Consider the following 17,764-nt stretch of genomic DNA (forward strand, 5'->3'; position numbering starts at 1 on the left):
CGCGCGAGGGGGGGCGCACCGCCGAGGGATCAGCCCGTCAGCGACGCCAGGTAGGCGTTCGCCTTCTCCGGCTCGTAGAAGAAGTTCTCGAAGTCGGACGGGTCGTCGAAGCCGTTGGCGAAGCGGTCGGCGACGGGCTGGAGCTGGCCGGCCGCGCCGATGACGTTCAGCACGTGCTCCGGCGGCGGGGCCAGCATCGCGTTGGTCCACTTGGTGACGTGCTGGGCGGTGTTCCAGTAGCGCTCGAAGGTGGCCCGCATCCACTCCCCGTCGAACGGCTCCGCGCCGCGCTCGACGATGGACGCCAGATAGGACGCGGCGCACTTGGCGGCGGAGTTCGAGCCCTGGCCGGTGATCGGGTCGTTGGCGACCACGACGTCCGCGACCCCGAGCACCAGACCGCCCGAGGGCAGCCGGCCGACGGGGTTGCGCACGGTGGGGGCGTAGCGGCCGGCCAGGGTGCCGTTGGCGTCGGTCAGTTCGACCTCGGTGGCCCGGGCGTACTCCCAGGGCAGGAAGGTCTTCATCAGGTCCAGGGTGACGGCCAGGTGCTCCCGGGGGTCCTTGACACCCTGGAAGGCGTCCAGCGGGCCGCCGGGTATGCCCTCCCAGAAGAGGATGTCGGCGCGGCCGGAGGTGGTGAGCGTCGGCATGACGAACAGCTCGCCGACGCCGGGCACCAGGTTGCAGCGCACCGCGTCGAACTCGGGGTGCTCGGGGCGCGGGCCCATGCCGTGCACATAGGAGACGGCGAGCGCGCGCTGCGGGGCGTCGTAGGGGGAACGGGCGGCGTCCCGGCCGAACATGGACACCAGCTCGCCCTTGCCGGCCGAGACCAGCGTCAGGTCGTAGCGGCTCGCGAAGAAGTCCAGGTCGGAGACGGCCGCGCCGTGGATGACGAGCTGCCCGCCGCGCTGCGCGAAGGTCTCCATCCAGCCGGCCATCTTCACGCGCTGGTCGACGGACTGGGCGTAGCCGTCGAGCCGGCCGACCCAGTCGATGGCGCGCTGCGAGCCCTCGGGCGACTCGTGGCTGCCGGGGGCGGCGACCGAGACGCCGAGGCCCTCGATGCGCGGAGCCTGGCTCTCCCAGAAGTTGATCTGGAGATCGCGCTCGTGCTGGAGGGCGGTGTGGAACATGCACTGGGTCGACATCACGCGCCCCGCGCGGATCTCATCGGCGGTGCGGTTGGACATGAGGGTGACCTCATAGCCCTGTGACTGGAGGCCGAGGGCCAGCTGGAGACCGGACTGGCCGGCCCCGATGATGAGTATTTTCCGCATGGCGGCACTCTTCTCTGCTACTGCGGGTGTTCGGGGGTGGAGTGGGGGGTGGCGGGCCGCCCGCGGGGGCGGACCTCCGCGGCGGCCGCTACTCGGGTGCGGTCTCCAGGGCGTGGCCGACCAGCGCCAGCAGCGCCTCGATGACCGTGGCCCGCCGGCGTGCGTCCATGACCACCACGGGCACGTGCGGCGGGACGGTCAGCGCGTCGCGGACGTCCTCCGCGTCGTAGGAGTCGGTCCCCTCGAAGTGGTTGACCGCGACGACGTACGGCAGTCCGCAGCTCTCGAAGTAGTCCAGCGCCGGGAAGCAGTCCTCCAGGCGGCGGGTGTCGGCCATCACGATCGCGCCGATCGCCCCGCGCACCAGGTCGTCCCACATGAACCAGAAGCGCTGCTGCCCGGGCGTGCCGAAGAGGTACAGCACCAGTTCCTGGTCGAGGGTGATCCGCCCGAAGTCCATCGCGACCGTGGTCGTGGTCTTCTCCGGGGTGGCGGTCAGATCGTCGGTGTCCTCGCTGGCCTGGGTCATCACCGCCTCGGTCTGGAGCGGGGTGATCTCCGAGACCGATCCGACGAACGTGGTCTTGCCGACGCCGAAGCCGCCCGCCACCACGATCTTGGTGGCGATCGGCGCCTGCGAACGGTCCGTCTGCCAGCTCTGCAGCCCCGCGTCGGCCGCCTCGGCCGCGGGGTCGGACCGGCCCGCGGATCCGGCGGTCGCCGCCGGTCCGGCCGATATCGTGTCAGAGCCTGTGAAGTCCACTCAGCACCCTTTCGAGCAGCGCGCGGTCGGGCCGGCCGGAGCCGTGCCCGGTGCCGTAGACGCGAATCTTTCCCTGGTCGGCGAGGTCGCTGAGCAGTACCCGGACCACGCCCAGCGGCATCTTGAGGAGCGCGGAGATCTCCGCGACCGAGCGCATCCGCCGGCACAGCTCGACGATCGCCCGCATCTCGGGCATCACCCGGTCACCCCAGCCCCCGGAGGTGAGCTCGCGGCGCTCCTCGGGCGCCTCCAGCGCGGCCACGAACGTCTCCACCAGCAGCACATGGCCGAATCGCGTCCGGCCGCCGGTGAGCGAATACGGCCGCACGCGCGAGGGTTTCCGGTCCCCGCGTACGGGGAGTTTGGGAGTACTCACTTGGCGTTCTCCATCGACTTGCGCAATTCACTGCGGAGTTCGGGGGTGAGGACATGTCCGGCCCGGCCGACGAACAGCGCCATGTGGTAGGCGATGACGTTCATGTCGCAGTCGGGGGTGGCGTGCACGCCGAGCAGCGACCCGTCGCTGATCGACATGACGAACAGGCTGCCCTCGTCCATCGTGATCATCGTCTGCTTGACCGCGCCGCCCTCCATCAGCTTCGCGGCGCCGTTGGTGAGGCTGCCGAGCCCGGAGACGATGGTGGCCAGATCCGCGCTGGAGCCCCGCGGCCCGTCACGCTCGCCCGGCCGTGCCCCCTCGTCCGTGCGGTCGGGGTCGGAGGACAGCAGCAGCAGGCCGTCGGAGGAGACGACCGCCACCGAGCGGATGCCCGGTACCTCGTCCACCAGGTTCGTCAACAGCCAGTGCAGGTTCTGGGCCTGGCTGCTCAGGCCGTGTCCGTAAGCAGTGGGCGCTTGCGCGTTCAATCGCGTGCCTCCTCGACAACGTGGCTCTCTCCCGGGGCCCCCGCTCCGTCGGTGTCCGTCTGTGGGATGGTCTGCTCCGTTGTACGCTCCGCGATTTCGGCCTCGACCTCACGCCGGCCGACTCGCGCCCCCGCCTGGAACCCGCCGAGCCGGCGCCGCAGCGCCTCGGCGTTTGCCGCACCGCTCTTGCGCGGTGCGGCGGGCGCCTGCTGCTGCGCCACGACCTTGGGCGTGCGCTTGGGCAGCCCGGTGGCCGTCCGCCGCTTCCCCGAGGGGGCGGCGGCAGTCTCTGGGTCGGCCGGCTCGCCGGCCGCGGGCTCCGCGGCGGGCGGTGCCTCGGCGTCGGGGGCCGGCGCGGGAGCCGGTGCCGGGGCGGCGGGCGCCGGGTCGGGGCGCCCCCCGTCCCCGTCCGGGAGGTGGTCACCGGTGCCGTGGGTGGTGGCGGCGTACGGTCCGGGCGACCGCGGGCCGTACGGGCTCGGTTCCGACGGGGAGTAGGTGGTCGGGCCGGACGGCTGCGCCGCGGGCGCCGGTTCCTCCGGGCCGCCGAGCCCGGCGGCGTCGATCGCGCGCTCCGCGGCGGCGACGAACGGGTCGGCGCCGGGGGCCGCCGCGGTGTTCTCGTCGCGGGGCTCCGGTGCGGCCGCGGGGGCGTCGGAGGGCCCGGCGCCGGCGGCCGGGTCGCGGTCGCCCAGGGGCGGGGAGGCGGGGGCCGGGGACGCGGGGGCCGGAGCCGCGGCCCGGGCCGCCGGTCCGGTGCGCGCCCCCCGCGCCGGCAGCGCGTTGGAGTTGGCCTCGGCGACCGAGCCGGGCAGCCCCGGGGAGTGCGCCAGGTCCGGGGAGGCCGACGCCGGGGGGCCGGACGGCGCCGGGCGGGTGGGCAGGATCGAGCCGGGCAGCACGATGACGGCGGTGACCCCGCCGTGCTTGCCGTCCCGCAGCTGGACCCGGACACCGTGCCGGGCGGCCAGCCGCACCACGACGTACAGCCCCAGGCCCAGCGCCTCGTCGATGGTCTCGGAGGACGAGGCGGCCTCGACGTCGACCAGCCGCTCGTTCAGCTCGGCCAGCCGCTCCGCGGTCATCCCGATGCCCTCGTCCTCGACGGAGAGCATCACCTCACCGCTCTCCAGCAGCCAGCCGGACAGCTCGACATGGGCGTTCGGCGGGGAGAACGCGGTGGCGTTCTCCAGGAGTTCGGCGACCAGGTGGCTGAGGTCGTCGGCGGCGAACCCGGCGACCTGGGAGTGCGGCGGCAGCGACTGGATGCGCACCCGCTCGTAGCGCTCGATCTCGCTGATCGCGGCGCGCAGCACGTCCAGCAGCGGCACCGGCCCCTGGTGGTTGGTGCTGTGCTGCTCGGCGCCCGCCAGCACGAGGAGGTTCTCGCTGTTGCGGCGCATCCGGGCGGCGAAGTGGTCCAGCTTGAAGAGGGTTTCCAGCCGCTCGGGGTCCTGCTCGCTCTCCTCCAGCGACTCGATGACGCCCAGCTGGCGCTCCACCAGGCCCAGGGTGCGCAGCGAGAGGTTCACGAACCGGCCGTGCACGCCGCTGTGCAGGGCCGCCAGCCGCTCGGTGAGATCGGCGATCTCCTCCCGGAGCGTCTCGCCCTGCTCCTGGAGCACCTCGCGTTCGGCGACCAGCCGCTGCCGGCCGCCGATCAGCCGCTTGCGCTCGCCCTCCAGCTCGGAGGTGCGCCGCGCCAGCTCGCCGACCTGGGCGTGCAGCGCGTTGACGGACCCCACGGCGGCGGCGAATTCGTCGTTGCGGCCCTTGTAGGCGAGGGGCTCCTCGTGGGCGGGGTCGGCGGCCAGCCGCTTGGCGCCGATCCGCAGCGCCGCGAGCGGCTGGGTCAGCGAGCGGGCCGCCCAGACGCCGGCGCCGACGGCCAGCAGCAGGCACAGCGCCTCCAGCCCGATGCGGATCTCCAGCTCCGTCACCGCGTCGTCGCGCAGCACGCCGAGCCGCTGGACGTCCGCGGTGGCCATGGCGGACTCGACGCCGCGCATCAGCCCGACACGGGTGGTCAGGGTGCTGCGCACCCGCGCGCGGTTCAGCCGCAGATCGGCCGCGTCCAGCCGGGGCTGGTCGGTCAGCCGGGTCAGATAGCGCTCGGCGTCGGTGACGTCCGCGCCGTTGACGGTGGCGACGTAGCGGTCGCGGGCGCGCGCGCTCGCGGCCTGCTCGAAGTCGCCCAGTGCGCCCTGGGCGCGGGTGTGGGCGACCTGGGCGAGGGCGGTCAGCCCGGGCTGGCCGCCGCCCGCGTCGAGGGCGGCCAGCAGCAGGGCGCGGGTCCCGGCGGCCTGTTCGGTGGCACGGCCCAGCGCGGGCAGGGCCCGCAGGTCGGCGTCGGCGGCGTCCGCGCGGGCGGGCAGCCCGCGGGCGATGTCGTCGCCGATCGTGCCGAGCGCCTGGAGGGTGCGGGTGTAGGCGCCGTAGACCTGGTCGGCCGAGGCCGTGCGGGACAGCGCCTTCTGCCGGGTCCCGGGGAGGGCGGCCAGCAGCTTGGCGGCGGTGTCGTAGGCGGCGGTGTCGCCCGAGGCGTCCTGGGCCTCGGTGCGCAGGTCGTCGATCTGCCGGTCCACCTGGGCGCGCTGGGTCCGGGTGGCCGTGGCCGCCGCGGCCCGGGCGCCGGTCGCCGCGGCGCCGCGGTGGCCCGCGGCGTAGGCGGTCATGCCGTCGCGTTCGTCGGCGAGGGAGTGCGCCAGGGCGACGGCGCGGACGTTCAGCTCCGCCAGGTCGACCAGGTGCTGTCCGGTGGTGGCGTCGTCGGCCGTCGCCGCGAGGCCGGGGGCGCCTGCTCCGAGGACCGCGGCGGCCACCACGGCCACCGCCCCGAGGAGGCGGTTGCGCACCCGCGCGGGTCGCCGTCCCGGGCGGCCCGCGCCGTCCGCCGTGCCCGTGCCCTTACCAGGAGCCGAGCCCGTGCCCGTGCTCGAACCGGCCGGTGTTTCCGGCTTCCCTGCGCCGCCCCGAAGCCGCATCTTCCGCACCGCTGCTCGCATTCCTGTCTCGCCCTGCTCGCGCCCTGTGGCGTCGCGGACCCGGCTCGCTCTCCGCTCGCGGGGGCGGGGCGGATCTGCGCGAAAACCGCAGCAACGCACACGTCCGCGAGGGGAAGCAGCCCGGCTCTGCGCGTCGCGACGAGCGTCCTGGCCCCACCCCATGATCCGGGCAACGACCATTCCACCGGCGCCGCGCAGTGGCTCGGCAACACATGCCCGGCCACCTGAACGAGTGAACATCAATCGGAGTTTGGCCATCAACTTCCGCGCGCGAAGGTTTTCGGCCGCAACGTCGGGCAACCCCCGGACGGGTTTGGAGATGCGTCCGGGTCCTGGCAGGATGCGCGCCCGCACGCCGCCGGGCCGCGGTCCACACGATCCCTGCACATCTGTGGTGTTCCCGTACCGGGCGCGGCCGTGCGTGTCCGGCCCGCGGGGCGCGCGCACGCCCTCCGGCAGACTGGCGGCCATGCAACTCGCACTCGCCACCGAGCCGGGCGACCCCCAACACCCGAACGAGGACTACGCATCGGTAGCCGTTCCGGCCTCCGGCCAGGGCGGGGTCCTGGTCCTGCTGGACGGGGTGACACCGCCCGAGGACGACCACGGCTGTGTGCACACGGTGCCGTGGTTCACCGCGCGGCTGGGCGGCGCAATGCTCGAACTGTCGGTTTCACACCCGGATATGACGCTCCCGAAGGCACTCGCCGCGGCCATCTCCCGGACGGCCGACGGACACCGCGCCTCCTGTGACCTTTCTCACCCACGTACTCCGCAGGCAACCGTGGTCGCCGCGCGGTGGTCCGAGCACACCGTCGAGCATCTCGTGCTGTCCGACTCGGTGCTGCTGCTGGAGCGGACGGACGGCTCGGTGCTGCCGGTGCTGGACCCCCGGCTGGACGAACTGCCGCCCGCGGTGGGGGAGCTGCGGGCGGCCGTGCGGGCGCTGCCGCGCGGCTCGGCGGAGCGGGCGGCGGCGGGCCGGGAGTACGTCCGCGCGGTCGAGGCGCTGCGCAACGCCGAGGGCGGCTTCTTCACCGCGGCCGCCGACCCCTCGGTGGCCGCCCGTGCGGTCACCGGCACCACCCCGCGCTCCGCGGTCCGTTCGCTGACCGCGCTCAGCGACGGCGCGAGCCGCTGGGTGGAGGTCTTCCGGGAGGGCTCCTGGGCCGACTGCGTGGCCCTGGTGGCCGGGCAGGGTCCCCAGGCGCTGATCGACCGGGTCCGCGCGGCGGAGGCGGCCGACCCCGCGGGCGCGGCGTATCCGCGCGGCAAGGCGCGCGACGACGCGGCGGTGATTTTTGTGGCGCCGTGACAAATCACCGGCGGGTACGGTTTTCCCCCGCCGCCGCGGCGCGCCGCCTCGACGGCCGCGGACGGTGACGGAGCGGCGGACCGCGGCTAGGGGGCGCCCCGTACCCGCCCTACGCCTCGTCGCACTCCTGCTCGGCGTTCAGCCGGTGCAGCAGGCGGGCGAGTTCGGCGACCTCGCCGCGGTCCCAGGAGGCCAGGTTGCGGGCGTAGCGGGCGCGGCGGCCGGTGCGGACGCGGGTGAAGCGCGCGTGACCCTCGTCGGTGAGGCGCACCAGGACCGCGCGGCCGTCGGCCGGGTCGGGCTCGCGGGCGACCAGTCCGAGCTTCTCCAGGGCGTGCAGCTGGCGGCTCATGGTGGCCTTGCCGACGCCGAAGAAGCCGGCGAGTGCGGTGGCGCGCTGGGCGCCGGCGTCGGCCAGCCGGAAGAGGAGGCCGTAGGCGGCAGGCTCCAGATCGGGATGCACCTCCCGGGCCAGTTCGCCGGACGAGGCGCGGGCCCGGCGGAGGAACACCGCCAATTCACGTTCCAGGGCGAGGAATACGTGGTCCACCCCGACCGGTTCGCCCTCCGCCGCCCCGTCGGCTCCGGTGTCGTGCACGTCAGCGCCCATTCTTCCGCTTTCCCTCACCTGAAAGTTTCCGCCCTCGGCGGCTGAAGCCGCAGCTCGGCCAGTATTTCGCAGGATTAGACCAACGGCAGCTCGCGCACCCCCTTTTGGCACACCGGTCTACGCGCGTACCGTCATTTCCGGTATGGCCGTACCTTCGGCCCCGGACGCCGGCGGGTCCGCCGCGGTCCCGCACGCCGCACCCCCCTTGTGTCCGCACGCCCGGGTCATGCCGTCGGCTCCCCCCCCCCAGCTCCTCCCCCCTCAGCTCCTCCCCCCGAGCTCTTCGGAGGCACGTATGTCCGTGCTCAGATCCGGCTCCCCCCACCGGCCCGCCCGCACCACGGCGACCGCGGCCGGGGTCTTCCTTTCCCTTCTCTCCCTCCTCGCGCTCCTCGCGCTCCTCCTGGGCCTCGCCGGTACCGCGGGCGCCGCGGATGTCCGGCGCGCGCCCGAGCCCCGCCACCCCGACCAGGACTGGGCCGGCTCGCAGATCGCCCGGCACGAGGGCACGGTGGCCGGCGGTGCATCGCCCGCGGCCCCGCTCGCGTCCGTCGAGGGCGTGGACGTCAGCAGCCACAACGGCAGCGTGTCCTGGTCGACGCTCTGGAGCAGCGGCGTCCGCTTCGCCTATGTGAAGGCGACGGAGTCCACCAGCTACACCAACCCGTCCTTCGCGCAGCAGTACAACGGGTCCTACGGCGCCGGGATGATCCGCGGCGCGTACCACTTCGCCACCCCCGACACCTCCAGCGGTGCCGCCCAGGCCGCCTACTTCACCGGCCACGGCGGCGGCTGGTCCCGGGACGGCCGGACGCTGCCCGGCGCGCTCGACATGGAGTACAACCCCTACGGGTCCACCTGCTACGGGCTGAGCCCGGCCGCGCTGGTCAGCTGGATGAAGGACTGGTTCGCGACCTACAAGGCGCGCACCGGACGCGACGCCGTCCTCTACACCTCCACCAACTGGTGGAAGCAGTGCACCGGCAACTCCGCGGCCTTCGGGGCCGTCAACCCGCTGTGGATCCCGCGCTACGGCTCCTCGGTCGGCGAACTCCCGGCCGGCTGGGACTTCCACACCCTCTGGCAGTACACCTCCTCCGGCCCGACGGTCGGCGACCACAACCGCTTCAACGGCACGGCGGACCGCCTCAAGGCCCTCGCCAACGGCTGAGTACAGCGCTGCGGCCGGCCCGTGCTTCCGCGAGGGGAGCACGGGCCGGCCTTCGTTCCGGCCCCGGCCGTCAGGCCGCGACCGTCACCTGCGGCGCGGCGCCGTTCGACGCCGGGGTCAGCGCCAGCTCCAGCACCTGGCGGACGTCCGCGACCGGGTGGACCTCCAGGGCGTCGAGGATCTCGGCGGGGACGTCGTCCAGGTCCGGTTCATTGCGCTGCGGGATGACGACCGTGGTGATCCCCGCACGGTGCGCCGCCAGCAGCTTCTGCTTCACACCGCCGATCGGCAGCACCCGCCCGGTCAGCGAGACCTCACCGGTCATCGCCACGTCCGGCCGGACCGGCCGGCCCGACAGCAGCGAGGCCAGGGCCGTCGTCATCGTGACGCCCGCACTCGGGCCGTCCTTGGGCACGGCGCCCGCCGGCACGTGCAGATGCACCCCGCGCTCCTTCAGATCGGCGACCGGCAGCTCCAGTTCCGCCCCGTGGGAGCGCAGGAACGACAGCGCGATGTGCGCGGACTCCTTCATGACGTCACCGAGCTGGCCGGTCAGCTGGAGCCCGGACGCGCCGGTCTCCGGATCGGCGAGCGAGGCCTCCACATAGAGCACGTCGCCGCCGGCGCCGGTGACCGCGAGTCCGGTGACCACGCCGGGCACCGCGGTGCGCCGCTCGGACGGGTCCTGCGCCGACTCGGGGGTGTGGTGCGGCCGGCCGATCAGCGGGCGCAGCTGCTCCGCGGCCACCGTGAACGGCAATTCCTGCTCGCCGAGTTCATGCCGTGCGGCGACCTTGCGCAGCAGCCTGGCGAGGGCGCGCTCCAGATTCCGCACGCCCGCCTCGCGGGTGTACTCACCGGCCAGCTTGCGCAGCGCGCCGTCCTCCAGGGCCACCTCGCCGGGCTCCAGTCCGGCCCGCTCCAGCTGGCGCGGCAGCAGGTGGTCGCGGGCGATGACGACCTTCTCGTCCTCGGTGTAGCCGTCCAGGCGGACCAGCTCCATCCGGTCGAGCAGTGCCTCGGGGATGGCTTCGAGGACGTTGGCGGTGGCCAGGAAGACCACGTCGCTGAGGTCGAGTTCCACCTCCAGGTAGTGGTCGCGGAAGGTGTGGTTCTGCGCCGGGTCCAGGACCTCCAGGAGGGCGGCGGCCGGGTCGCCCCGGAAGTCGGAGCCCACCTTGTCGATCTCGTCGAGCAGCACCACCGGGTTCATCGATCCGGCTTCCTTGATCGCGCGGACGATCCGGCCGGGCAGCGCGCCGACGTAGGTGCGGCGGTGGCCGCGGATCTCCGCCTCGTCCCGGACGCCGCCGAGCGCGACCCGCACGAAGCTGCGGCCCATGGCGCGCGCGACGGACTCACCGAGCGAGGTCTTGCCGACACCGGGCGGCCCGACGAGCGCCAGCACCGCGCCGCCGCGGCGGCCGCCGACCAGCCCCAGGCCGCGCTCGGCCCGGCGCTTGCGGACGGCCAGGTACTCGGTGATCCGCTCCTTGACGTCCTCCAGGCCCGCGTGGTCGGCGTCCAGGACCTCCTTGGCGCCGGCGATGTCGTAGGCGTCCTCGGTCCGTTCGTTCCACGGCAGCTCCAGGACGGTGTCCAGCCAGGTGCGGATCCAGGAGCCCTCGGGGCTCTGGTCGCTGGACCGCTCCAGCTTGTCGACCTCCTTGAGGGCGGCCTTGCGGACGTCCTCGGGCAGGTCGGCGGCCTCGACGCGGGCGCGGTAGTCGTCGCCCTCGTCCTCCGGGTCGCCGTTGAGCCCGGCGAGTTCCTTGCGGACCGCCTCCAGCTGCCGCCGCAGCAGGAACTCCCGCTGCTGCTTGTCGACGCCCTCCTGGACGTCCTTGGCGATGGACTCGGCGACGTCCTGCTCGGCGAGGTGCTCGCGCAGCAGCTCGGTGGCGAGCTTCAGGCGGGCGACCGGGTCGGTGGTCTCCAGCAGCCGGAGCTTCTGTTCGGTGGTCAGGAACGGCGAGTAGCCGGAGTTGTCGGCCAGTGCCGCCACGTCCTCGATCTGCTGGACGCGGTCGACGACCTGCCAGGCGCCGCGCTTGCGCAGCCAGCTGGTGGCCAGCGCCTTGTATTCCGTGACGAGTTCGCTCACCGCGCCGGGCAGGGCGTCGGGGACCGTCTCCTCGACGGTCGTGCCCTCCACCCAGAGGGCGGCGCCGGGCCCCGTCGTGCCGGAGCCGATCCGCACCCGGCCCAGGCCCCGGATCAGGGCCCCGGGGTCGCCGTCGGACAGCCGGCCGACCTGCTCGATCCGGCCCAGGGTGCCGATGCCCGCGTAGGTCCCGTCGACGCGGGGAACGAGCAGCACCCGCGGTTTGTTGCCCGAGGAGGCGGCGGCCTGCGCGGCCTCCACCGCGGCGCGGACGTCCGCGTCGGACAGGTCCAGGGGCACCACCATGCCGGGGAGCACGACCTCGTCGTCGAGGGGCAGCACGGGCAGAGTGAGCGAGGTGGACGTCGAAGCCATGATCTCCCCTTCGGCAAGCAAGTTGAGCTTTTCCCACTCAATGCCGGGGAGCCCGGAGATGTTCCCCCGGACGCGTTCGCTGTGAGCGATCAGAGGCAGGGGGGCGAGCCCGCGGCTACCAGTGGGCGGGGCGGATCAGGGACGGCGGCAGCACGGTGGCGGCGTCGCCCCGGGCCGCGTCGATCTGCGCCTGGGTGAGGAACAGGGCGCCGGTCAGGTCGGCACCGGCGAGCCGGGCGTCCCGCAGATCGGCGCCGATCAGGTCCGCGGTGCGCAGATCGGCGCCCGTGAGGTCGGCGGCGATCAGGCGGGCCCCGCGCAGGCAGGCGCCCCGCAGGTCGGCCCCCTTGAGCCGGGCCCCCATCAGATCGGCGCCCCGCCGCTGCTTCTTGCGGCCCGGGACCGCGGCCCGGACCAGTTCGCTGGTGCGCAGCAGCAGGGCGTTGACCTCCTCCCGGTGGGCCGGGACGTCCAGCGCGGCCAGCTCGCGTGCGCCGCCGCGGGTCAGGCCCTCGGTCTTCTCCCGCGCGGCCCGCAGCGCGGCGTGCACCGGGCGGGCCGCCGGCAGGGTCAGCGCCTCGGACAGGTACCACAGCAGCTCGTGCAACTGCCGCATGACGGGGAAGACCTCGAACATCTGCCGGGCGGTCTCCGGGGCGCCGCGCCAGTCCCGTCCGCCGAAGGTGACCTGGGAACCTTCTGGCCGGCGCCGAAGCAGTCGAAGACGGTGCAGCCGCTGAAGCCGCGCTCCCGCAGCCGGGTGTGGATGCCGCACCGGAAGTCCGTGCGGAGGTTCGGGCAGGGCGTGCCGGCGTCCTTGTCGAGGGCGAAGTCCGCCGAGGCGGCGAACGGCAGCGCGACACAGCACAGCCCGAAGCAGCTGGCGCAGTCCGACCGCAGGGCGGGATCGGCGGTGTCCGGGAGCGGGGATTCGTGGGGTGAGGACAAGGCGCGTGCACTCCTGCGGCCGGCGGGCACGGCCCGGGGCCGCGCGCGGAAGGGAGGTCCATTCTCCCAGCCGCCGCGGAGGCGACGCGGGCGGGCGGGAGCGGGTGCCGGTTGGGCAACCGCCCGTCGGGCGGGAGGCGTTGTCAGTGGTCGCCCCTAGCCTCGTCCCATGAGCATGATCGGAGAGTACGCACGTGTCACCCCTGCCGAACTCGACCGCGCCCTCGGCGACCCCGAGTGGGCGCTGGCACTGATCGGCGCCCGGCGGGAGGTGGAGGCCGACGCGTGCCCGCAGCCGGCGTCGGCGCGCTGCCTGGACGTGGACAAGGCCTGGGACGCGCTCGGTTTCCTGCTGCGCCGCGCGGGCTTCCCGGTGGACATCGTCCACGGCGAGGAGCCCGTCCCGGGCGCCGACGACTGGGGCTACGGGCCGCCCCGCTACCTGACCCCCGAGCAGGTGCGAAAGGCCGCCGAGGCGCTGGCAGGGATAACCGGCGACGGGCTGACGGCCGGTGTCGGCCCGGCCGACCTCGCCGCGGCGGAGGTGTACCCGACGATCGTCTGGGAGCGGGGCGAGCCACTGGACTGGGTACGCGAGTACTACGAGCTGCTGCGGCCGTTCCTGCGCGCGGCCGCGGAGCAGGGGGACGGTGTGCTCATGTGGCTGGGATAGCGGTGCGGTCCACTCGGGCGGGAGGCCGGGCGGCGCCCCGTCGCGTCCTGCCTCACGCCCCGTCATGACTGCTACCTTCGCGGCATGGTGCAGCGGATGTCCGGAGTCTTCATCGGCGCATTCTTCGGAACGGTCTTCGTGGTCGCCAATGCGCACGCCCCGCTGAATCCGGTGCTCGGCACCGCACTGCGGGTGCTCGCGGTGCTCACCTTCGCCGGGCTGCTGGCGCTCGCCGTGCGGGCCGGGCGCGTGGTGCCGACCGCGGCCGAGGGCCCCGAGCTGCCCCGGGCGGACTGGTTCCGGGGGAAGTTCGCGTTCGTCGTGGGGGCCGAGGCGGCGCTGCTGCTCGGCGGGAACCTCGCGCTGCGGGAGGGCGGCGCGCCCCGGCAGACCACCGTGGCCTGGATCGCGCTGATCGTCGGTCTGCACTTCCTCGCGCTGACCGCGGTCTGGAAGCGGCGCAGCATCGCCGTCCCCGGCGCCGCGCTGACCGCGCTCGGAGTGGCCGGGCTGGGCATGGCGGCGACCTCCGCCGTGGTGTGGGTGCCGTTCGTCAGCGGCGTGCTGTCGGGCGTGGCACTGCTGAGCGGCTGCGCCTACGCCATCACCCAGACGTACCGGTCGGCGGTGCGGCCGTGAGGCCGTGCCCCCGCGAGGCCTCACGGCCCTGAACCCGTGAATCCGTGACGCCATGGGGCCGTGAGCACGTGGCGCCATGAGGCCGTCAGGCCGTGACGCCGCCCGCCCCTCTGCCCCCTGCCGGCTCAGGCCGGGCCGGCTCCCTGCAGGACCGGCCGGACCGGGTCGCCGAGGAGCAGGGCGGGCCGGGCGCGGTGGGTGCGCCAGTGGCGCAGCAGCGGCCAGGCGGCCACGCCCAGGGTGAGCGAGAGCAGATGGCCCCAGTCGGTCATCGGGTCGGTGTAGGCGAGCAGATCGGTCACGGCCAGGTAGCCGACGCCGGCCAGCAGCGGCCAGCGCAGCCAGGCCGGCAGCAGGCCCGCCAGGGCCCCTATGCAGGTCATCACGCCGAAGCTGATGCCGTAGTCCAGGCGGTGCAGGGAGGTCTCGGGCAGCCGGCCGGCGGCCACCGAGAAGGCGACCGGCAGTTCGGTGGCGAGGGTGGCCACCGCGTGCCCGCCGAAGAAGACGGCGGCGGTGCGCAGTCCGCCCAGCCGCCGCTCCAGCGCCGTCAGGACGAAGAGGAAGCCGAAGGCGTAGGCGGAGGTCATCCCGCCGGCGATCCACAGGGCGCTGGCGACCAGCACCATCAGCGGGGAGCGCGCGAGATGGGCGACGTCCGTACTGGAGCCCTGGAGCAGATCGGAGACCAGCCCCGGGTCGCCGTACTCGGCGAACAGCGAGGTGGCCACGAGCAGTACGGCGTACCCGAAGGTGAAGGGGGTGCCGACGGGGGTGGGCAGCAGCCGCCAGGGCCGCCACCGCCTGCCGGGCGCCGTCCCGCGCGGACGGGCCGCGGCCTCCGGCTTCGTGGTGTCCCCGTGGATCGCGGTGTCCGCCTGCGTCGCGGTGTCCCCGGCCGCGGCCGCCCGGCCGCCGCGCTGCCGGGGGATCCCGGGCAGCAGGCCCGGCTCCCCGTCGTCCGGGCCGGTGCGCGGTTCCGGGGTGCGCCCCGGGGCGTCGGCCGGCGCGCGCCCGGCGCGCGTTCTGTCGGCGGTTCCCAGCCAGCTCACGGTCCGAGGCCCCTTCCGTCCCTGCGCTTGCGGTGAGGCACGCCCGTGTCGCCCGGCCGTGATCCCTCTGCCCTGCTCAACGTTCCGGACCAGCGTGCACGCTCAACCCATGAGGAAGCTGTGCGAGTGAGATGCCTCACGTGAGGCAACCGTCACCGCGGACGCCGCGTCGAGGGTGATCATGGCGGGCCTTCCCCGAAAACGATGGACCGGCCCGGTCCCTTTTGGCCACCATGTCGTCATGGTTCCCGTTACTCCCGCACAGACTCCCGACGGCCACTCCGCGGTCCCGTGCACGCTCGACCGCCGCTTAGGCCCCTACGGAGAGGTGGTGCTGCGGCGGCGCGGCGCGGCCCCCGCGGAGCCGGGAACGGGCGGGCCCGCGCAGCCCGTTGAGCCGGTGGTCTACGAAATCATCGCCAACGGCTGCTTCCTGATGGACACCTCCGACGGCCGCTCCGAACGGCTGCTGGTCGACGCCGCGCTGGCCGCGCTGCCGGCCGGGCGCCCCCGCCCCGCCGTGCTGATCGGCGGCCTCGGCGTCGGCTTCTCCCTGGCGCGCGCGGCCGGCCGGCCGCGCTGGGGCCGGATCGTCGTGGTCGAGCGCGAGGAGGCGGTCATCGACTGGCACCGCACGGGCCCGCTGTCCGCCGTCTCGGCGGACGCGCTGGCCGACCCGCGCACCGAGATCCTGCACACCGACCTCGTCGCCCATCTGCGCACCGGGGCGGGCCAAAACACCTACGACGCCCTGTGCTTGGACATCGACAACGGCCCCGACTGGACCGTCACCGAGGACAACGGGAGCCTCTACTCCCCCGCCGGACTGGCCGCCTGCCGCGACCGCCTGACGCCCGGCGGAGTGCTCGCCGTCTGGTCCGCGCAGCCCTCCCCGGCATTCGAGGAAGCACTGCGAAATGCCGGATTCACCGGGGTACATACGGAAGAGATCCCCGTTGTCCGAGGCGTCCCCGACGTGGTCCATCTTGCGCGCAAGGGCGCGTAGCCGACAGTCACACCATGCCCGTACGCTGCTGCCCAGCAAGACGCGACCACGCAGGGGCAATGCAGGGGCGGGCGATGGACCAGACTCAGACAACGCAGGGCGGCGCCACCGCCGCCACGCCGGGCGCCCAGCGCCGGGTGCTGGTCGTGGAGGACGACCCCACGATCGTCGAGGCCATCGCGGCCCGGCTGCGCGCCGAGGGCTTCCAGGTCCAGACGGCCACCGACGGCCCCGCCGCGGTGGACACCGCCGAGGCCTGGCAGCCCGATCTGCTGGTCCTCGACGTGATGCTGCCGGGCTTCGACGGCCTGGAGGTCTGCCGCCGGGTCCAGGCCCAGCGCCCGGTGCCGGTGATGATGCTCACGGCCCGGGACGACGAGACCGACATGCTGGTCGGCCTCGGCGTCGGCGCCGACGACTACATGACCAAGCCCTTCTCGATGCGCGAGCTGGCCGCCCGGGTGCACGTCCTGCTGCGCCGGGTCGAGCGCGCCGCGCTGGCCGCGCACACCCCGCGCAGCGGCATCCTGCGGCTGGGCGAGCTGGAGGTCGACCACGCCCAGCGCCGGGTGCGGGTGCGCGGCGCGGACGTCCATCTGACGCCCACCGAGTTCGATCTGCTGGTCTGCCTGGCGAACACCCCGCGCGCGGTGCTCTCCCGTGAGCAGCTGCTGGCCGAGGTGTGGGACTGGGCGGACGCCTCCGGGACCCGCACGGTCGACAGCCACATCAAGGCGCTGCGCCGCAAGATCGGCGCCGAGCGGATCCGCACGGTGCACGGCGTCGGCTACGCCCTGGAGACCCCGGCCGCATGACGCGGCGGTGGTGGCGAACGCCCCTGCGCCGGCTGTGGCAGCGGGTCTGGGAGGGGCTGCGCCCGCTGGACCCGTACCGCTCGGTCAAGGCCGCGCTCGGGGCGCTGGTGAGCGTCTCGGTGATCATCACCACACTGCTGGTGTTCGTCGCGATGCACTCCGCGACCGAGCTGCGGGTGATCACGATCTTCTCGATCATCGCCTCGCTGCTGATCACCCAGTTCGTGGCCAACAGCCTGACCGCGCCGCTCGACGAGATGACGGATGTCACCCGCTCGATGGCGCACGGCAACTACAGCCGCCGGGTCCGCTCCGAGCGCCGTGACGAGTTCGGCGACCTGGCCGACGCCTTCAACCGGATGGCGGCCGACCTGGAGGCGGTGGACACCCACCGCAAGGAACTGGTGGCCAATGTCTCGCACGAGCTGCGCACCCCCATCGCCGCGCTGCGCGCCGTCCTGGAGAACGTCGTCGACGGGGTCAGTGAGCCCGACCCCGAGACGATGCGCACGGCCCTGCGGCAGACCGAGCGGCTGGGCCGCCTGGTCGAGCACCTCCTCGACCTCTCCCGGCTGGACAACGGCGTGGTGCCGCTGCACGCCCGGCGCTTCGAGGTCTGGCCGTATCTGTCCGGGGTGCTCAAGGAGGCCAACATGAGCCGCGGCGCCTCCACGCTCTCCGGGACGGCCGGCTCGGGCACCCACACCCGTACGGACGTCCACCTCCACCTCGACGTCTCGCCCCCGGAGCTGACCGCGCACGCGGACGCCGAGCGGCTGCACCAGGTCGTGGCGAATCTCATCGACAACGCGATCAAGCACAGCCCCCGGCACGGCCGGGTCACGGTGCACGCGCGGCGCGGGGAGGGGCCGGAGAGCCTGGAGCTGGACGTGCAGGACGAGGGGCCCGGCATCCCCGAGTCGGAGCGCTACCGGGTCTTCGAGCGCTTCAACCGCGGCGGTCCGGCCCCCTCGGGGCCCGGCTCCGACGGCGGTACGGGTCTGGGCCTGGCCATCGCGCGCTGGGCGGTGGATCTGCACGGCGGACGCATCCGCGTGGCCGAATCACCACGTGGTTGCCGGATCCGGGTCACTCTTCCGGGGCTGGAGTCAGCCAGAGGCTGACGGTCACTGACGTA

General features: G+C 73.9%; 15 protein-coding genes and 1 pseudogene. 7 read left to right on the plus strand and 9 right to left on the minus strand.

Features of this window, described 5'->3' with window-relative positions; translation table 11 throughout:
• Positions 1-29: 29 nt before the first annotated feature.
• The 5 genes from IEY78_RS16595 to IEY78_RS16615 all read right to left on the minus strand — a co-directional run bounded on the left by IEY78_RS16595 (position 30) and on the right by IEY78_RS16615 (position 5,768).
• On the minus strand, positions 30-1,283 hold the full coding sequence (locus IEY78_RS16595) for a styrene monooxygenase/indole monooxygenase family protein (protein ID WP_189098990.1): 1,254 nt from the start codon (positions 1,281-1,283) through the stop codon (positions 30-32).
• A gap of 88 nt (positions 1,284-1,371) precedes the next feature.
• Entirely contained in the window at positions 1,372-2,046 is a 675-nt protein-coding gene (locus IEY78_RS16600) for a GTP-binding protein (RefSeq protein ID WP_189098992.1), read from the minus strand.
• A complete protein-coding gene (locus IEY78_RS16605) occupies positions 2,027-2,422 on the minus strand; it encodes a DUF742 domain-containing protein (RefSeq protein WP_189098994.1) in 396 nt (131 codons plus the stop codon). Before IEY78_RS16605 ends, IEY78_RS16600 begins: the two co-directional genes overlap by 20 nt.
• Positions 2,419-2,913 (minus strand): roadblock/LC7 domain-containing protein, encoded by a 495-nt coding sequence (locus IEY78_RS16610; RefSeq protein ID WP_189098996.1) that lies wholly within the window; start codon positions 2,911-2,913, stop codon positions 2,419-2,421. The genes IEY78_RS16605 and IEY78_RS16610 overlap by 4 nt, the downstream gene beginning before the upstream one ends.
• Positions 2,910-5,768: a nitrate- and nitrite sensing domain-containing protein gene (locus IEY78_RS16615; protein WP_189098998.1), complete on the minus strand. Its 2,859-nt coding sequence runs from the start codon at positions 5,766-5,768 to the stop codon at positions 2,910-2,912. Before IEY78_RS16615 ends, IEY78_RS16610 begins: the two co-directional genes overlap by 4 nt.
• A gap of 619 nt (positions 5,769-6,387) precedes the next feature.
• Between IEY78_RS16615 and IEY78_RS16620 the strand changes: the two genes are divergently transcribed.
• A complete protein-coding gene (locus IEY78_RS16620) occupies positions 6,388-7,233 on the plus strand; it encodes a protein phosphatase 2C domain-containing protein (protein ID WP_189099000.1) in 846 nt (281 codons plus the stop codon).
• Positions 7,234-7,342: 109 nt separating this feature from the next.
• On the opposite strand, the gene IEY78_RS16625 is transcribed toward IEY78_RS16620, so the two are convergent.
• Positions 7,343-7,843: a MarR family winged helix-turn-helix transcriptional regulator gene (locus IEY78_RS16625; RefSeq protein WP_189099001.1), complete on the minus strand. Its 501-nt coding sequence runs from the start codon at positions 7,841-7,843 to the stop codon at positions 7,343-7,345.
• A 295-nt stretch (positions 7,844-8,138) separates the two neighbouring features.
• Between IEY78_RS16625 and IEY78_RS16630 the strand changes: the two genes are divergently transcribed.
• Positions 8,139-9,014, plus strand: coding sequence for a lysozyme (locus IEY78_RS16630; RefSeq protein WP_189099003.1), 876 nt, complete (start codon positions 8,139-8,141; stop codon positions 9,012-9,014).
• 70 nt (positions 9,015-9,084) lie between these two features.
• Here IEY78_RS16630 and lon read toward each other — a convergent pair whose 3' ends face one another.
• Both lon and IEY78_RS16640 read right to left on the minus strand, forming a co-directional pair.
• Positions 9,085-11,493: an endopeptidase La gene (gene lon / locus IEY78_RS16635; RefSeq protein WP_189099005.1), complete on the minus strand. Its 2,409-nt coding sequence runs from the start codon at positions 11,491-11,493 to the stop codon at positions 9,085-9,087.
• A gap of 115 nt (positions 11,494-11,608) precedes the next feature.
• A pseudogene (locus IEY78_RS16640) lies at positions 11,609-12,441 on the minus strand (pentapeptide repeat-containing protein).
• A gap of 175 nt (positions 12,442-12,616) precedes the next feature.
• Here IEY78_RS16640 and IEY78_RS16645 point away from each other — a divergent pair.
• Entirely contained in the window at positions 12,617-13,114 is a 498-nt protein-coding gene (locus IEY78_RS16645) for a YfbM family protein (protein ID WP_189099101.1), read from the plus strand.
• An 84-nt stretch (positions 13,115-13,198) separates the two neighbouring features.
• Positions 13,199-13,753 carry a hypothetical protein gene (locus tag IEY78_RS16650; protein WP_189099006.1) on the plus strand — a complete coding sequence of 185 codons (555 nt, stop codon included), beginning with the start codon at positions 13,199-13,201 and terminating at the stop codon, positions 13,751-13,753.
• Positions 13,754-13,878: 125 nt separating this feature from the next.
• Here the strand turns inward: IEY78_RS16650 and IEY78_RS16655 are convergent, their stop codons facing one another.
• Complete coding sequence (locus tag IEY78_RS16655) at positions 13,879-14,805, minus strand: rhomboid-like protein (protein WP_189099008.1); 927 nt, start codon at positions 14,803-14,805, stop codon at positions 13,879-13,881.
• Positions 14,806-15,046: 241 nt separating this feature from the next.
• On the opposite strand from IEY78_RS16655, the gene IEY78_RS16660 reads away from it, so the two are divergent.
• The 3 genes from IEY78_RS16660 to IEY78_RS16670 all read left to right on the plus strand — a co-directional run bounded on the left by IEY78_RS16660 (position 15,047) and on the right by IEY78_RS16670 (position 17,750).
• Entirely contained in the window at positions 15,047-15,811 is a 765-nt protein-coding gene (locus IEY78_RS16660) for a spermidine synthase family protein (protein WP_189099010.1), read from the plus strand.
• A gap of 74 nt (positions 15,812-15,885) precedes the next feature.
• Entirely contained in the window at positions 15,886-16,626 is a 741-nt protein-coding gene (locus tag IEY78_RS16665) for a response regulator transcription factor (protein WP_189099012.1), read from the plus strand.
• The gene (locus IEY78_RS16670; RefSeq protein WP_189099014.1) at positions 16,623-17,750 is read left to right on the plus strand and encodes a sensor histidine kinase; all 1,128 of its coding nucleotides are present in this window, start codon (positions 16,623-16,625) and stop codon (positions 17,748-17,750) included. Before IEY78_RS16665 ends, IEY78_RS16670 begins: the two co-directional genes overlap by 4 nt.
• The last annotated feature ends 14 nt before the right edge of the window (positions 17,751-17,764 follow it).

The organism is Streptomyces kronopolitis (assembly GCF_014646275.1).
Lineage (GTDB): Bacteria > Actinomycetota > Actinomycetes > Streptomycetales > Streptomycetaceae > Streptomyces > Streptomyces kronopolitis.

Bases quoted from the DNA above. Each gene is read 5' to 3' on its own strand.
- IEY78_RS16595 (WP_189098990.1), bottom strand. From the start codon at position 1,283: ATGCGGAAAATACTCATCATCGGGGCCGGCCAGTCCGGTCTCCAGCTG.
- IEY78_RS16620 (WP_189099000.1), top strand. From the start codon at position 6,388: ATGCAACTCGCACTCGCCACCGAGCCGGGCGACCCCCAACACCCGAAC.
- IEY78_RS16625 (WP_189099001.1), bottom strand. From the start codon at position 7,843: ATGGGCGCTGACGTGCACGACACCGGAGCCGACGGGGCGGCGGAGGGC.
- IEY78_RS16630 (WP_189099003.1), top strand. From the start codon at position 8,139: ATGTCCGTGCTCAGATCCGGCTCCCCCCACCGGCCCGCCCGCACCACG.
- lon (WP_189099005.1), bottom strand. From the start codon at position 11,493: ATGGCTTCGACGTCCACCTCGCTCACTCTGCCCGTGCTGCCCCTCGAC.
- IEY78_RS16645 (WP_189099101.1), top strand. From the start codon at position 12,617: ATGATCGGAGAGTACGCACGTGTCACCCCTGCCGAACTCGACCGCGCC.
- IEY78_RS16650 (WP_189099006.1), top strand. From the start codon at position 13,199: ATGGTGCAGCGGATGTCCGGAGTCTTCATCGGCGCATTCTTCGGAACG.
- IEY78_RS16660 (WP_189099010.1), top strand. From the start codon at position 15,047: ATGGTTCCCGTTACTCCCGCACAGACTCCCGACGGCCACTCCGCGGTC.
- IEY78_RS16665 (WP_189099012.1), top strand. From the start codon at position 15,886: ATGGACCAGACTCAGACAACGCAGGGCGGCGCCACCGCCGCCACGCCG.
- IEY78_RS16670 (WP_189099014.1), top strand. From the start codon at position 16,623: ATGACGCGGCGGTGGTGGCGAACGCCCCTGCGCCGGCTGTGGCAGCGG.